We start from the raw sequence: 15,170 nt of genomic DNA, 5'->3' as shown, positions 1-15,170 counted from the left end.
CTGCTGGTCCGTGATCAACGACACTGGGCGCTGGCGACGTGGCCGAAGTCCACGTGCGGGCGCCTGGTCAGGAGAGTGCCCTGGCTCATGCCAACGACGCTAGGCCGCCGCGAGCCTCAAGTCAATATTCCCTACTGGTTTTAAAGGGAATACCTTATTGGGATGAATCGCGAAGTTTGGCGGGTGGCACCGGGATCGCCGGGAAGGGGTTGTCCGGCAGCAGGATGACCCGGCGCGCCTGCCGGGGCTGCATGGCGGCGTCGAGGTGGAGCAGGGCGGCCCCGATGCCGGCCGCGCCGACCATGTACCCGGTGTCCGCGCTCACCTCGCCCGGCCGCAGCCGCCGGTACGCCTGGTACCAGCGGAACCCCTGCCCGTCGTGGTTGTCGCCGCGCCCGATGAGGTGCCCGGCGAGCACCTGGGCCTGCGCGAGGCGGGCTTCGTCGCCGGTCGCCGCCCACAGGCCGACGAACAGTTCGAGCAGCCCGGCCGCGCCGCAACACTGGCAGGCCACGTTCCAGAAGCCGTCGGTCTGCCGGAGGGGGGCGCCGCTCTCGACGACGCCGTGCGCGAGCCGTTCGACCCAGTCGAGGTGGCCGGGGTCGCCGGTGACCCGGTACAGCTCGTAGAACATCCGGGCCACGCCCGCCGAGCCCGAACAGAAGCCCAGGTAGTACAGCTCGCGCCCCTGCGGCACATGGTGCGGGACGACGGCGCACCTGCCCGCCACCGCGCTCACCTCGCGCACGAAGCCCGCGCCACGGGCGGCCGCCTCCAGGAAACGCCGCTCGCCCGTGACGCCGTGGAGCCTGGCCAGCAGGAAGGCGGTGCCCGCCGTGCCGGACAGGAAGCCCGGGGTGACGGCGTCGAGCGGCAGGTCGGCACAGTCGCCGAAACGATGGCCGGGCACGGCGAGCCCGGCGATGCGCTCGCCCGCCGCCACCGCCGTCTCCTCGTAGCCGCGCACGCCGAGCGCGGCGGCGGCCTGGAGCAGCCCGAGCACGATCCCGCCGTCGCCGCGCTGGGCGGGCTCGCGGGTCCAGCCGAGGCCGCCGTCCAGCGGGCGGGCGGCGCGGACGATCGTGTCGGCCACCGCGACGGCCTCCTCCTCGAAGACGCCGTCGCCGAAGGCCCAGCCGGCCTCGATCAGCGCGACGAGCGTGCCGGTCAGGCCGTGGTAGAGGGTCAGGTCGGCGCGTTCGCGCCAGGTGGCGGCCAGGTAGCGGGCGCCTCTGCGGGCGTCGTCCAGGTACGCCTCGTGGCCGGTGGCGGCGGCCAGTTCCAGGAAGAACAGCACGATGCCGGCCGCGCCCGCGTACAGGGAGGCGGAGTCGCCGGCGGCGGCCGACCTGCCACGGGGGTCGGGGTTGGCGCGCCAGTGGCGGCCTCTGCCGTCGTCGACGGCGGCGGTGCGGATCCAGCGGCCCGCCATGATCGCGGCGGTCAGCGGAGTCTCGGCGCGCTCACTCGGCGAGCGGGTCCGGTCCAAGCCCATACTCCATTCTCCCACACTTCCGGTAGGAAAATTGGCCTTTTCTCAAGGGTTCGCCTCCATCATCGCGGGTAACGGAACGGTGACGTCGAGTATCGAACGGGGAGGGCGTCGTGAAGCGTCCCATCATCTGTGCCGCGATCCTGGCCCTGGGCGTCACGGGCTGCACGAACACCGGATACGACACAGGGCAGCACCTGCCGCAGAACGAGGGCGCGAACGCCGACGCCAAGGGCGTCATACACGTGCGCAACGCCCACCTGCGAGCCGCCGCCGGCCAGGCGGCCACCCCGTCCTCGCCCGCCTCCGAGCAGACCCTCTACGCCGTGCTGATCAACGACGGCCACAAGCCCGACCAGCTCCAGCGGATCACCGTCGACGGCGGCGGCTCGGTGCAGCTCTCCGGCGCCGCCGCCGACATCCGGCCCGGCCAGCCCGTGGGCGCGGGCGACCAGCCGCTCGGCACGGTCACCGGCGTACGCGGCGCCACCGTGCCCATGACCTTCACCTTCCGCGACGCCGGGGCCGTGCGCGTGTACGTGCCCGTGAAGCAGAACGCGAGCCAGTCCCCCGCCGGCTCGCCCGGCCCCGCGACCACTCCGGCGGCGCCGGGCCACGCGCCGCCCCACGCGCCCCGTCACCGGACCGGCCACTCAACCGGCCACTCAACCGGCCACTGACGGCCGCAGCGCCGACAGCAGCCGGTCCAGCTCGGCGGCGATCAGCGGCAGGTCGGCGTCCGGGTCGGCGGAGCGGGCCAGCAGCATGCCGCCCTCGCAGACCGCGCCGAACACGAGCTGCGCGCGGGCGGGCGCGTTCCCGCCCGCGATCCGGCCGCCCTCGGCGGCCCGGCGCAGGCCGCCGGCCAGGACGCGGAGCAGGTGGTCGTACTCGATCTCGCGGGCGGTCTCCCAGCCCAGCACCGAGGGCGCGTCGAGCAGCACGATCTGCCGGAAGCCCGGGTCGAGGCAGTGCTCCAGGAAGGTGCGCAGGCCCCGGCGCAGCGCCGCCAGCGGGTCGTCCTCCTGGGCCCCGGCGTGTTCCAGGGCCGCCGCGACCTCGGCCAGCTCGCCGGTGAACGCCGCCCGGAAGAGCGCCGGCTTGCCGCCGAAGTGGTGGTAGGCGGCCCCCTTGGTCACCCCCGCGCGGGCGGCGACGGCGTCGATCGAGGTGTCGGCGTAGCCGTTCTCGCCGAACAGCCGGCGCGCGGCGCCCACCAGCCGCGCCGTCGTCTCGTCCGTGCGTTCTGCCTGGGTACGGCGGCTCATTGACTTCCATACTCCTGGTACGTATGTTCGAATCACGTACCAGAAGTATGGAACATGGAGGCCGATCGTGTCCGCAGAACCCATCGCCGTCTACGGAGCAAGTGGTCATACCGGACGCCTGGTGGCGGCGGAATTACGCGCCCGCGGCCTGGAGGTGATCCTGGCCGGCCGCGACGCCGCCCGGCTCAAGGCCGTCTCCGACGAGCTCGGCGGAGCCCGCGTGCACGAGGCCCCGCTCGACGACGCCGACGCCCTGCGGGCCCTCACCGCCGAGGCCGGCGTGCTGGTCCACTGCGCCGGGCCCTTCACCGACACCGGCCGCCCCGTGGCCCGCGCCGCGGCGGCGTCCGGCTGCCACTACGTCGACCACGCCCTGGAGCAGCACCACACCAAGTGGATGTTCGACACCATGTCCGAGCCCGCCGCGGCCGCGGGCATCACGATGATCACGGCCATGAGCTTCTACGGCGGCATGGGCGACCTGCTGGCCGCGGCCGTGTCCGCCGGGCTGACCGGCATCGACCGGGTGACCAGCGCGTACGCCGTGTCCGGCTGGCGGCTGACCACCGGCGCGCGCAAGACCGCCGAGCTGCTGTTCGCCGACACCCGCCGCATCACCTTCAGCGACGGCGCCGAGCACGTCGGGTACGTCGAGCCGCGCAACGCCGTCTTCCCCTTCCCGCCGCCGCTCGGACCGCGGACGATGATCGCGCCGATCCCGTCGTCGGAGGTCGTCACCGTGCCCAGGCACGTGCCGGCCCGCCGGGTCGAGGCGCAGCTCACCGCGCACACCTTCGAGGAGGAGGGCGCGTTCACCGGCGAGGCCGTCGACCCGGAGACCAGGGCGAGCTCGGAGTTCACCGTGGCCGTCCAGGTCGTCACCGAGGACGGCGGCGCGGCCGGCCGGATCACCGGCCGCGACCTGTGGCGGCTCAGCGCGCTGGCCTCGGTCGAGGCCGCCGTGCGGCTGGCCGGCGGGCACGGGCCGGGGCCCGGCGTCTTCGCCCCGGCCGAGGCGTTCCCCGCCGAGCCGTTCCTGCGCGACCTCGAAGCGCTCGGGCTGCTCAGGCTCACCCTGCCGGGAAGGAGCGGACGATGATCCTGGTCACGGGCGCGGCCGGCGGCCCCCAGGGCGGCACCGGCAGGCAGGTCGCCGAACAGCTGCTCCAGCGCGACCAGGCCGTGCGCGCCTTCGTGCACTCCGACGACGAGCGCGCCGGCGAGCTGCGCAAGCTCGGCGCGGACGTCGTCGTCGGCGACCTGCGCGAGATCAGGGACGTGCGGCCCGCGATGCGCGGGGTGCGGCGGGCGTACTTCACCTATCCGGTGACGGCCGGGCTGCTCGACGCGACCGGCGCGTTCGCGGCGGCGGCCAGGGAGGAGGGGGTCGAGCGGGTGGTCGAGGTCTCCCAGCTCGACGCCCAGCCCGAGGCCGGGACGCCGCGCATGCGCCGCCACTGGCTGTCGGAGCAGGTCTTCGACTGGGCGGGGGTGGGCGCGGTGCACCTGCGCGCGGCGGTCTTCTTCGAGAACCTGGCCGTCGTGGCGGACGCGTACGGCGAGCTGGCCCTCCCGCTGGGCCCGCCGGACACGCTGATCCCGCTCGTCGCCGCCGCCGACGTGGCGCGGGTGGGCGCGGGCCTGCTGCTGGACCCGGCGCCGGCCGACCCGGTGTGCCTGGTGACGGGCCAGATGGCGACGGCCGCCGAGGCCGCCGACGCCCTCGGCGTGCGCTACGCGGACCTGCCGCCCGAGGAGTGGGAGCGGCGGGCGCACGACGTGTACCGCGACCCGTACGCCGTCGAGCACCTGAGCCACCTGTGGGCGATCTTCCGCTTCATCGGCTCCGGCGACCACCCGCTCTACCGGGTCACCGAGAGCATCGAGCGCGTCGGCGGGCGTCGTCCGGTGACGATCGGGGAGTTCGCCGCCGCCCGGCGCTGACCCCGTCCTGGCCGGCCCGCCTCCACCAGGCCGGTCAGCGCAGGCCCGCGAGCACGCCGCGCGCGACGGCCTCCCGCCCGGCCTCCTCCTCGGCCGCCGCCGCCTGCTCGGCCGCCATGCGCACGTCGTAGGCGGCGCGGGCCGTGGCGATCTCGCCCTGGTGCTCCTCGGTCCAGGTAACCAGGGCGCGGATGGTGGCGTGCAACGTGCCGCCGAGGGGCGTCAGCGCGTAGTCCACGCGGGGCGGCACGGTCGGGTGGACGGTACGGCTCACCAGGCCGTCGCGCTCCAGGTGACGCAGGGTCCTGGTCAGCATGCGCTGGCTCACGCCGTCGATCATGCGGCGCAGCTCGGTGAAGCGCAGGCTGCGCCGGTCGAGCAGCGCGATCACCTGGAGCGACCACTTGTCGGCGATCCGGTCGAGGATCTGCCGGACCTCGCAGTCCTCCCGCTGGTCCCATTGCAGCACGTCGTAGTCGGTATCCCCGCAGTGACCGAGGGACATCGAGGTTCCGTCTTCCATGGCTCCTTATGGTGACCAAAAATGCTGCTGGTTACAAGAAGGAACCGACCATTGTGGAAGGAATTCACCATGTCTCCCTCGAACCACCCCCGCATGGGGGCGCGCGCGTGGAGCGCGCTGTTCGTCCTGGCGGGGGCCGTCTTCCTGGAAGGCATTGACGTGGCCATGCTCAACGTGGCGCTGCCGTCGATCCGCGCCGACCTCGGCCTGTCCACCGGCACGCTCAGCGGCGTGGTCAGCGCGTACGTGCTGGGTTACGGCGGCTTCATGCTGCTGGGCGGCCGGGCCGCCGACCTGCTCGGCCACCGCCGCATGTTCCTGACCTGGCTGACGGTGTTCCTGCTCTTCTCCGGGCTGGGCGGCCTGGCGACCGAAGGATGGATGTTGCTGGTCGCCCGGTTCGTCACGGGGGTCGCCGCCGCGTTCATGGCGCCCGCCGGGCTGGCGCTGGTCACCGGCAACTTCCCCGAGGGCCCGCAGCGCACCAAGGCGCTCGGCGTGTACGCCGGAACCGCGGCGGGCGGCTTCTCGCTCGGCCTGGTCGCCGGCGGCCTGCTGGCCTCGATCGGCTGGCGCTGGGTGTTCTTCGCCCCCGTGGTGCTGTCGGCGGTGATCCTGCTGGCCGCCGTCCCGCTGGTCAAGGACTCCGGCGAACGGGTGCGGGGCTCGTTCGACCTGGCCGGGGCGCTGACCATCACCGGCTCGATGTTGCTGCTCGTGTACGGCGTGGTCCGCCTGGAGGCGCCCGCGGACGGCTCCGGCGCCACCGTCGCGACGTTCGCCGCCGGGCTGCTGCTGCTCGCCCTGTTCGTGCTGATCGAACGCCGCTCGTCCAACCCGCTGGTCCGGCTGGACATCCTGCGCTCGGGGCCGCTCGTCCGGGCCAACCTCGGCGCGCTGCTCTTCCTGGCCTCGTTCGCCGGGTTCCAGTTCCTGGCCACGCTCTACCTGCAGGAGGTGCGCGGCTGGAGCACCCTGCAGACCGGCCTGGCCATGCTGGTGATCGGCATCGACACGGTGCTGGCCCCCACGCTCACGCCGCGCCTGGTGAACAGGTTCGGCAACGCCCGCGTGCTGTTCGCCGGGATCGTGCTGTCGGCGCTGGCGTACGCGCTGTTCCTGCCGGTCGGCCCGGACTGGACGTACGCCGCCATGCTGCCCACCATGCTCCTGCTCGGCCTGGCCTTCTCGCTGACCTACGGCCCGCTGACCATGGCCGCGACCGAGGGCGTGGCGGAGGACCGGCAGGGCCTGGCCGGCGGCCTGCTCTACACGGCGATGCAGTTCGGCACCGCGCTCGGCCTGTCGGCGGTCACCGCCGTGAACGTGGCCGCGCTCGGCGGCGGCGCCGCGCCGACCCTGGACTCGCTCCGGATCGCCCTGGCCGTCCCGGTGGCCGTCGCGGTGGCGGCCGTGCTGGTGACCGCGTTCGGCCTGCGTGCCCGCGCCGCCGCCGCGCCCGTCGAGAGCCCGGTGCCCGAGACCGTCGGCTAGGACGGGTCCGCCCCCCGGCGCACGCACCCGGGAGAGCTTGTCGGGGTTCGCGACCGTGTAGATGTCGCGCACCTGCGACCCGTCGGAGGTCAGATCGACGACCATGACGGCGAACGGCGCGTTCTCCACGAACACCACCGCCGACGGGTCCCCGTTGGTCTCCCGGTACTGGATGTCCAGCCCCTCCATCGGCTGGGCGGTGCGCGCGACGAGCAGCCGGGCCACCTTGTCGCGGCCCCGGACCGGACGCGGCCCGCCCACCACGGACTTGCCGCCGCCGTCGGCCCACAGGGTCACCTCCGGCGCCAGCAGCTCCATCAGCGCGTCGAGGTCGCCGCCGAACGCCGCCGCCACGAACCGCTCGGTCACCTCCTGCTGGACGTGCGCGTCCACCCGGTAGCGCGGACGCCGGGCCTGCACGTGCTCGCGGGCCCGGTGCGCGAGCTGGCGTACGGCGGCGGGGCTGCGGCCGAGCATGCCGGCGATCTCGGTGTGCTGGAAGGCGAACACCTCGTGCAGGACGAACACGGCCCGCTCCAGCGGGTCCGGGTCCCGCGACGACCAGGCCAGCCAGGTGTCCTGGAGCACGTCCTCGGTGTCGGAGACGCTGCCGAGCATGTTGTAGACGATGGAGAACAGCAGCTCCCTGTGGCCGCCGAAAACGTCCGTCATTCCAGGCATCATGTCCTTTGAGAGCCTTTGTGGCCCCCGGGTGTGACATGAACTGCGTCACACCAGGTAGCGCAGCCACAGGTACGGCGTCGCCAGCGCGACCGTCGTCGCGGTGACGATCAGACCGTACTTCGTGAACTGCCAGAAGCTGATCGGGGTGCCGTTGCGGGCGGCGATGCCGAGGATGACCACGTTCGCCGCCGCGCCCACGGCGGTGGCGTTGCCGCCCAGGTCGGCGCCGAGCGCCAGGGCCCACCACAACACCTGCGCCGGCCCCTCCCCGCCGTTGGCCTGGACGAGGTCGGCGACGATCGGGCTCATGGTGGCCACGTACGGGATGTTGTCGACGATGGCGGAGAGGCCCGCCGAGGCCCACAGCAGGACCATCGTGGTCAGCCCGAGCCGGCCGTGCGTGGCCTCCGCGGCGGCCTGGGAGACCTGGGCGATGACCCCCGTCTCCACCAGCGCGCCGACCATGACGAACAGCCCCGCGAAGAACACCAGCGTGGGCCACTCGACCTCGGCGATCGCCTCCTCGGTGGTCACCTTGGTGAGCGCCACCAGCACGCCCGCGCCGAGCAGCGCCACCACCGACGGCTCGTAGTGCAGCACGGGATGCAGCACGAACGCCGCCATCACCACCGCGAGCACGGTCAGCGACTGCCACAGCAGCCTGCGGTCGGCGATGGCCTCGCGCTCGTCGAGCGTCATGATCTCGGCCGCCAGCTCGGGGTCGTAGCGGAACGACCGGCGGAACATCACCCGGCACAGCCCGATGAAGACCACGAGCAGCACCACGATCAGCGGGGCGAGGTGAGCGAGGAAGTCGTTGAAGGTCAGCCCGCCGCGGCTGGCGATGATGATGTTGGGCGGGTCGCCGACCAGGGTGGCGGTGCCGCCGATGTTGGAGGCCATCGCCTCGGCGATGAGGAACGGCGCCACCGGCAGCGCCAGCCGTTCGCAGACCAGGAACGTCACCGGCGCGATCAGCAGCACGGTGGTCACGTTGTCCAGCAGCGCCGACGCGCCCGCGGTGATCAGGATCAGCAGCACCATGAGCCGGAACGGGCGCCCCCTGGCCCGTTTGGCGGCCCAGATGGCCAGGAACTCGAAGACGCCCGTCTGTTTCAGCACGCCGACGATGACCATCATGCCGAGCAGCAGGAAGATGACGTTCCAGTCGATGCCGGTGTGCTCGTCGAAGAAGGCCGCGCCGCCGTCGGTGGCGTGCAGCACCAGCATGATCCCCGCGCCGCCGAGCGCGGCGGCGACCCGGTGCACCTTCTCGGTGGCGATCAGCGTGTACGAGACGAGGAAGACGGCGACCGCCAGCCACGCGGTGACGGTCACGGCGGACCACCCGGGAAAGCCTTCAAGGAGAACTCCACGATCGACGACAGAATCGCCGACCAGACTTCCCGGCACACCTCAGGACAACTTACCAAGAGGCGCGGCCGGACGGGACCGGCGTACTGGCCGCCCGTACGGGGCCAGGCGCCGGTCGCGCCCGGTGGGTGGCCGGTCAGCCGACGTTGAACTGCCCCTTGAAGCCCGCGTGCAGCACACTGCCGGACGAGCCCGTGACGCACGTGCCCGACCCGCCGAGCAGGTAGGTGTCGAACCGGCCGGTGAACGTCCTGCCCCTGAACGGCCCGGACTGGATCGTCCCCGACACCTTGGCCGTGTCGTGCACGACCTCGACGATGCGCGCGCTGGCCTTGCTGGTCTGCTTGGCGCCCTTGATGGTCCAGTCGATGGTGACCGTGCCGGTGCCCCCGGGCGCGGCGGTCCCGGCGGCGGCGGCGCGGTCGCGGATGACGCCGTCGGACTGCCCCCAGCGCTCGCGGTCGTAGACGACGCGGTCGGCCAGGTTGCGCTCGTCCTGGTCGTGGACGATGCGGTCGGCCAGGCTGCGGCCCTCGCGGTTGTAGACGATGCGGTTGGACAGGCTGCGGTCCTCGGCGTCGCGGTCGCCGAACACGCGGTCGAAGGCGTTGCCCTCGCCGGACGGGCGCCCCCGGGTGATGGTTCGTCCGCCGCAGCTCGGGTTCACGCCGTTGAAGCTGGCTCTGAGCCGTGCCGCGGTGACGCCCGTGCCGCTGCGGTCGACGCAGTTCCACGGCTCCCGGCGGCTGACGGAACGGTCCAGGTGCAGCAGCCGCTGCGCCCCGGGAATGTACTGTGCCTGGCCGGACACGGTGCAGGAGATCACGGCCGCGGCGTGCGCGGCCCCCGGGACGACGGCCGGAGCCAGGACGGTCAGCCCGGCGGCGGCCAGGGCGGGCAGTGACGTGGCGAGAGTAGGCATGAGACTGCTCCTTTTCGAGGCAGGACGGGTCGGCGCATCGGGCCGACCTGTCACGACAGGACGGGTCGACGCGAGCCGGCCCGGGCCCGCCATCGCTCTCCGGTGAGAGGTCCCGATCTCGGACGCTACGAGGCGAACCGCAAACATCGCCCCAAATGGCCGCACGTGGCGTCCCAGATGTACGGACTCACCCCTGCCTGTCCGCCCTCGGCATCTCCGGCAGCGCAGGCGCGGAAGCCCGGCAGCCGGAGCGGGCGATCAGAGGAGGTCGTGCGCGCGGGCTGCGGCGGCCGCCTGCGTACGGGTGGAGACCTCCAGCTTGGCCAGGATGTTGGAGACGTGCACGCTCACCGTCTTCTGCGCGATGAACAGCCGCCCGGCGATCTCCTTGTTGGTCAGCCCCTCGGCGACCAGCCGCAACACCTCGACCTCGCGCGCGGTGAGCCCGCCCTCGGCCTGCCCGCCGCCGAACCTGGCCCGCCTGCCGAACTCCAGCAGCGCGGCCTCCAGCGGCGCGGCCCGCAGCCGGCCGGCCGCCTCCTTGGCGAGGGACCACTCCTGCTGCGCCGCCTCCCGCTCACCGGCCGCGAGCAGCGCCTCGGCCAGCCGCCAGCGCGCCCTGGCCACCTCGTAGACGAAGCCGAAGTCGAACGCCGCGACCACCTCGCGCCACAGCTCGACGTCGAGCCGCCCGTGGAGGCGGTGCCAGTCGGCCTCCACGCGCAGCGCCCACGCCTGGCCCTCGGGGCCGAGGTGGCCGCCGTCGCCGGTCGGCCCTCTCGTGGCGGCGAACCGGGCGCGGGCCAGCAGGTCGTCGGCCCCCTCGGTGGTGCCCAGCTCGGCCATCGCCCACAGGCTGACGGCGGCCAGCCGCAGCGTGCCCGACTCGCCCTCGTCGAGCGTGGCCATGGCCGCGTGGGCGTGGTCGAGCGCGGCGGCCGGGTCGCCGTTCCACAGGGCGTGCTCGGCGGCCATGCCCCGCGACATGTACGTCGCCAGCGGGTCGTGCCAGAACGGGCGCAGCCACCCCAGCCGCGCCTCGACCGCGGGCAACCCCCGCCCCACCTCGATGAACAGGGCGAAGGACGAAAGGATGGCCTCCGACAACGTGCCCACCCGCGCGCCGAACCCGGCGGCCACCGCCTCCGCGGCGTCCCACTCGCCCGCGACGTAGTGGATGAGCAGGCGCAGGAAGCGCAGGTCGGTGCCGTAGGTGCTCCAGTTGAGGCCGGTGTGGACGGCCAGCTTGATGCCGTCGTCGGCGACCTCGGCGGCCTGGGCCAGCAGGCCCTGCTCGTAGAGGATGCGGGCGTGGTGGAAGCGGGCCCGCAGGTCCATCGCCAGGTCGCCGGTCTCCCGGGCGGAGGCGCTCTCGACCAGCGAATGGGCGCGGGCGACGTCGCCCCGCTGCTCGACGTAGCTGGCCAGCGTGAGCAGCGCGCCCACCTCGGCGTCGACGGCGCCGCAGGCGCGGGCCGTCTCCAGGGCGCGCGCGGTCAGCGGCTCGACCTCGTGGTGGCGCGGCGTCCACAGCAGCGTGCGGGCCTGCGTGGCGAGGGCACGGGCGAGGCTCGGCTCGTCTTCGGCGCCCTCGACCGCGCGTTCGGCCGCCGCGATCGCGCCGGGCGGGTCGTTGGTCTCGAAGAGGTAGTACGCCAGCCGCTCCTCTACCTCGGAGGTCGAGGGCAGCGCGCGCAGCCGGTGGACGGCGCGGTGGTTGTCGCCGCTGTCGGCCGCCGCGACGGCGCTGCGGAAGGCCAGCGCGACCCGGCTCTCCCCGGCCAGCCCGGCGGCGCCCTCGACGCGGTCCCACAGGCCGAGCGCCTGGTCGTAGTGGTTGTGGGCCTCGGCGGGCGCACCCAGCCGCTCGGCCTCGCGGCCCGCCTGCGCCGAGGCCGCCAGCGCTCCGGCCAGGTCGTGGCTGGCGAGGTGGTGGTGGGCCAGCTCGGCGGGCGAGGTGAGCAGCCGGGCGAAGTCGGCGTGCAGCCGCGTGCGCTCGCCGGGCAGCAGGTCGGTGTAGACGGCCTCCTGCAGCAGGGCGTGGCGGAAGGCGTAGCCGTGGCCCCGCACCTTGAGCAGGCCGCGCGAGACGATCTCCCTGACCGCCTCCTCGAACTCGGCCAGCGGCAGCCCCGCCACCTCGCGCAGCAGGTCGTCCTCCACCCGGCGGCCGGCCACCGCGGCGGCGCGCAGCACCCGCTGCCCGGCCTCGGACAGCACCTCGACCCGCGACAGCAGCAGGCTGGCCAGCCCGTCGGGCAGGCTGTCGCCCTCGGACATGGCCGCGAACAGCTCTTCGGCGTAGAACGGGTTGCCCTCGGCGCGCGAGACGATGAGCCCGAGCTCCTGCGCGTCCACCTGCCCCAAGGTGGTGACATAGTCCGACATTTCGCCGGATTCCAGCGGGCCGAGCTCCACGTTCGTCACCGACGGCAGCCGCTTCAGCTCGGCCAGCACCGCGCGCAGCGGATGGCGGCGGTGGAGGTCGTCGGTGCGGTAGGTGCCGGCCACGCAGACGCGCTCGCTCTGGAGCATGCGGCTGAGGAAGACCAGCAGGTCGCGGGTGGAACGGTCGGCCCAGTGGAGGTCTTCGATCACGAACAGCACCGGCTGGACGTCGGCCAGCAGCCCGAGCAGCGACCCGAACAGCCGCTGCTGGGTGAGCCCGGCCGACGGCGCCCCGCTCTCCCGGCCCGGCAGGAGCTGGCCCAGCATGGGATGGGCGGCGACGGCCTCGCGCACGCCGGGCTCGGCCCCGCGCAGCGCGTCGGCCAGCGGCAGGTAGGGCAGTGCGTCGCCCAGCTCGGCGCACTGGCCGACCATGACGTGGAAGCCGCGCTCGCGCGCCTCGGCGACCAGCTCGCCGACCAGGCGCGTCTTGCCGATCCCCGCGTCGCCGCCGACGAGCGCGACCCCGGCCGTGCCGTCGGCCGCGGACTCCAGCACACGCACGAGCTTGGACAGCTCGGCCGAGCGCCCGACGAGAAGACCGTTCACGCCAGCAAGTGTGCCACGCGCCTGTGACATTCCATTGGTCCGCCCGGCCGCCGCGGGATTGGCCCTCATCGTCGAACCGGACCCGCTCTACGCTGCTCTTTCGTGATCTCCTTGACGACTTTCGTGCTCTTCACGACGGCCTCGCTCGCCCTGGTGCTCGTCCCCGGCCCCAACCACCTCTACATCGCCGCCAGGGGCCTGGCCCAGGGCAGGGCCGCCGGGCTGGCCAGCGCGCTCGGCGTGGAGACCGGGACGCTGGTGCACATCGCCGCCGCCGCGGCCGGGCTCTCGTACGTGATCTCGCGGTCGGCGACGCTGTTCGCGGTCGTCAAGTGGGCCGGCGTGGCCTACCTCGTCTACCTGGGCGTGCGCGCCTTCACCGCCAAGGACGCGCAGGCCGGGACGCCGCCCGTGCAGCCGCTGGCCAAGGTGTTCCTCGAAGGGGTCCTGGTCAACGTGCTCAACCCCAAGGTGGCGCTGTTCTTCGTGGCGTTCCTCCCGCACTTCGTGGACCCCGGCGCCGGCTCGCCGGCGCTGCAGATCGTCGTGTTCGGCCTGACGCTGCTGCTCCTGGGGTTCGTCTCCGACGTCGTGTACGCCCTCACCGCCGGCACCCTCGGCACCCGCCTGACCAGGGGCGCCAAGGCCCTGCGGTACGTCAGCGGCGTCGTCTACCTGGGGCTCGGCGTGGCCATGGCGTTCGCCGGGAGAAAATGACCTATGGCGCCGAGGAAGCAGCAGGAGATCTTCGACGCGACCCTGTGGATGGTCGCGGAGAAGGGCTACGACGGGCTCACCGTCGAGGGGGTCGCCGAGCGCTCGGGGGTCAACAAGACGACGATCTACCGGTGGTGGCCGTCCAAGGCGGCGCTGCTGGGGGCCGCGCTGGTCGAGTCGGACGTGCTGGCGGTCGAGCCGCCGGACACCGGGTCGTTCCGCGGCGACCTAGTGGCGCTGGTCGAGCAGGTCGAGCGGCTGCTCACCGAGCCGCCCGGCAGCGACATCGCGGTCGCGGCGCTGGCCGCCGCCGTGCGCCATCCCGAGCTCGACGTCCGCCGGTTCTTCGCCGACCGGTTCGCGCGGGAACGCGTGGTGTTCGAGCGCGCGGTGCGGCGCGGTGAGCTGAGCGCGTCCGCCGACCCGTTGCTGATCATGGATCTGCTGGCCGGGGCCGTGTGGATGCGCACGGTCTTCCGCGGCCTGCCGCTGCCCGGCGGCTTCGCAGAGAAGGCCGTCTCGGCCCTGCTCGACGCCTTCTGAGCAGTTGGCAGGTCAGCCGGCGGCGGCGAGGGCGGCCGGGATGCGGTCGAGCACCGGGTGCGGCACCAGACCGTAGGCGTAGAAGTCGACCGCCAGCGCGCCCGCCGCCTTCGCGCCCCTGGCCTTGGCCACCAGGCGGTCGGTCGAGTCGCTGTCGGGGTAGCCGGGCCGCAGCACCGCCCGCACCTCGCGGTCCTTGCCCACCGACCGCAGGTACGCGCCCACGTCGTCGGCCACCCGCGCCGCGTCCCGCGCGTACGCCAGCACGCCGAAGGCGGGCACCAGGTCGCCCAGCGCCACCAGGTCCACGCCGAGCTGCCAGGCGTCGTGGGCGGCCAGGCCCGGCGTCGGCAGGCCGTCCCGGTAGCCCTTCACCGCCCCGGTGGAGTCGATGAAGACCAGCTTGGAGCCCTCTTCCGCGACCGCCGACGACACCTCGGAGACCAGCGTGGTGACGGTCTCCGAGCGCGCCCGCGCGTACGCCACCACCTCGGGCCCGGCGTAGGCGGTGAGCGCCGCCCTGGTCACCTCGCCCTGCGCGGCCGGGTCGCCGTCGAAGACGCCGCCCACGATCCGCGCGCACTCCTCGCGCGCCACCTCGGCGTTCACGCCCAGGTCGGTGGCCCGGCGCATGCAGTAGTCGCAGAAGCAGAGCCCGAACAGGAACGTGTCCATGGGGCCGAGCTGCACGAACGAGCGCTGCGGCTCGACCGGCGTGAAGTGCAGCGCCTCGGCGACCACGCTCTCGACGCCCAGCCGGGCCACCGCCCTGGCCAGCGCGACGGAGTATGCGCGCACGTCGGGATGGGCCGGGCACAGGTCGACGAGCGAGCCGCGGTCGCCGAAGCAGTCGCGCACGGTCACGTCGGGGTGCTCGTTGCCGAGCGTGGCGTTGCGCAGGAAGACCGTCCAGCCGTGGAGCTTCAGGCCGCGCCCGGCGCACGCCTCGCGCAGCCCGTCGAGGGCGTGGACGTGGCCGGGCACGGGGGCGAGCCGCAGCCCGTCGAACAGCTCGGCCGGCGGGGTGAAGTGGGCGCCGTCGTGCCTGACGGTCAGCCGGGACAGTCCGTGCGGGGTGACGTCGCGCGCGGCGTGGTGGACGGCGCCGACCGTGACCCCGCCCACGCCGTACGCGCTGATCCTGTCGAGCACCCGCTCGACGCCCTCACCGTGCAGGTCCTCGGCGAAGACGTATACCGAACTGTCCACGTG

At 73.5% G+C, this 15,170-nt stretch carries 14 protein-coding genes; 7 read left to right on the top strand and 7 right to left on the bottom strand.

The features are described 5' to 3' along the window. Positions 1-154: 154 nt before the first annotated feature. Positions 155-1,495, bottom strand: coding sequence for a lanthionine synthetase LanC family protein (locus tag ACIBQ6_RS26260; protein WP_397215035.1), 1,341 nt, complete (start codon positions 1,493-1,495; stop codon positions 155-157). A gap of 110 nt (positions 1,496-1,605) precedes the next feature. On the opposite strand from ACIBQ6_RS26260, the gene ACIBQ6_RS26255 reads away from it, so the two are divergent. Then, positions 1,606-2,172: a hypothetical protein gene (locus tag ACIBQ6_RS26255; protein ID WP_397215033.1), complete on the top strand. Its 567-nt coding sequence runs from the start codon at positions 1,606-1,608 to the stop codon at positions 2,170-2,172. Here ACIBQ6_RS26255 and ACIBQ6_RS26250 read toward each other — a convergent pair. Beyond that, positions 2,158-2,760 (bottom strand): TetR/AcrR family transcriptional regulator, encoded by a 603-nt coding sequence (locus ACIBQ6_RS26250; protein ID WP_397215031.1) that lies wholly within the window; start codon positions 2,758-2,760, stop codon positions 2,158-2,160. The two genes, ACIBQ6_RS26255 and ACIBQ6_RS26250, sit on opposite strands and share 15 nt — an antisense overlap. Before the next feature lie 67 nt (positions 2,761-2,827). Here ACIBQ6_RS26250 and ACIBQ6_RS26245 point away from each other — a divergent pair, with 67 nt between their 5' ends. Next, on the top strand, positions 2,828-3,859 hold the full coding sequence (locus ACIBQ6_RS26245) for a saccharopine dehydrogenase NADP-binding domain-containing protein (RefSeq protein WP_397215029.1): 1,032 nt from the start codon (positions 2,828-2,830) through the stop codon (positions 3,857-3,859). Beyond that, entirely contained in the window at positions 3,856-4,704 is an 849-nt protein-coding gene (locus tag ACIBQ6_RS26240) for an NAD(P)H-binding protein (protein ID WP_358282986.1), read from the top strand. The genes ACIBQ6_RS26245 and ACIBQ6_RS26240 overlap by 4 nt, the downstream gene beginning before the upstream one ends. A gap of 34 nt (positions 4,705-4,738) precedes the next feature. On the opposite strand, the gene ACIBQ6_RS26235 is transcribed toward ACIBQ6_RS26240, so the two are convergent. Then, the gene (locus ACIBQ6_RS26235; RefSeq protein ID WP_358282985.1) at positions 4,739-5,227 is read right to left on the bottom strand and encodes a helix-turn-helix domain-containing protein; all 489 of its coding nucleotides are present in this window, start codon (positions 5,225-5,227) and stop codon (positions 4,739-4,741) included. A gap of 69 nt (positions 5,228-5,296) precedes the next feature. On the opposite strand from ACIBQ6_RS26235, the gene ACIBQ6_RS26230 reads away from it, so the two are divergent. Together ACIBQ6_RS26230 and ACIBQ6_RS26225 are read left to right on the top strand one after the other, a co-directional pair. Then, positions 5,297-6,721, top strand: a complete 1,425-nt coding sequence (locus ACIBQ6_RS26230; protein ID WP_397215027.1) for an MFS transporter — start codon at positions 5,297-5,299, stop codon at positions 6,719-6,721. Between the two features lie 103 nt (positions 6,722-6,824). Then, the gene (locus ACIBQ6_RS26225) at positions 6,825-7,121 is read left to right on the top strand and encodes a hypothetical protein (RefSeq protein ID WP_397215025.1); all 297 of its coding nucleotides are present in this window, start codon (positions 6,825-6,827) and stop codon (positions 7,119-7,121) included. Between the two features lie 329 nt (positions 7,122-7,450). Here the strand turns inward: ACIBQ6_RS26225 and ACIBQ6_RS26220 are convergent, their stop codons facing one another. The 3 genes from ACIBQ6_RS26220 to ACIBQ6_RS26210 form a co-directional block, all read right to left on the bottom strand. After that, complete coding sequence (locus ACIBQ6_RS26220; RefSeq protein ID WP_397215023.1) at positions 7,451-8,743, bottom strand: ArsB/NhaD family transporter; 1,293 nt, start codon at positions 8,741-8,743, stop codon at positions 7,451-7,453. A 172-nt stretch (positions 8,744-8,915) separates the two neighbouring features. Then, positions 8,916-9,701, bottom strand: a complete 786-nt coding sequence (locus ACIBQ6_RS26215) for a hypothetical protein (RefSeq protein WP_397215021.1) — start codon at positions 9,699-9,701, stop codon at positions 8,916-8,918. Between the two features lie 258 nt (positions 9,702-9,959). Then, complete coding sequence (locus ACIBQ6_RS26210; RefSeq protein ID WP_397215019.1) at positions 9,960-12,698, bottom strand: AAA family ATPase; 2,739 nt, start codon at positions 12,696-12,698, stop codon at positions 9,960-9,962. Positions 12,699-12,800: 102 nt separating this feature from the next. Between ACIBQ6_RS26210 and ACIBQ6_RS26205 the strand changes: the two genes are divergently transcribed. Next, a complete protein-coding gene (locus ACIBQ6_RS26205; protein WP_358282974.1) occupies positions 12,801-13,415 on the top strand; it encodes a LysE family translocator in 615 nt (204 codons plus the stop codon). Between the two features lie 3 nt (positions 13,416-13,418). Beyond that, positions 13,419-13,958: a TetR/AcrR family transcriptional regulator gene (locus ACIBQ6_RS26200; protein WP_358282972.1), complete on the top strand. Its 540-nt coding sequence runs from the start codon at positions 13,419-13,421 to the stop codon at positions 13,956-13,958. Between the two features lie 12 nt (positions 13,959-13,970). Here the strand turns inward: ACIBQ6_RS26200 and ACIBQ6_RS26195 are convergent, their stop codons facing one another. Beyond that, positions 13,971-15,167, bottom strand: a complete 1,197-nt coding sequence (locus ACIBQ6_RS26195) for a hypothetical protein (protein WP_358282971.1) — start codon at positions 15,165-15,167, stop codon at positions 13,971-13,973. Between the last annotated feature and the right edge of the window lie 3 nt (positions 15,168-15,170).

The organism is Nonomuraea sp. NPDC049655 (genome assembly GCF_044465465.1).
Classification (GTDB): domain Bacteria; phylum Actinomycetota; class Actinomycetes; order Streptosporangiales; family Streptosporangiaceae; genus Nonomuraea.
The sequence above is the reverse complement of the archived record's forward strand: the minus strand, read 5'-3'. Positions and strand labels throughout refer to the sequence as shown.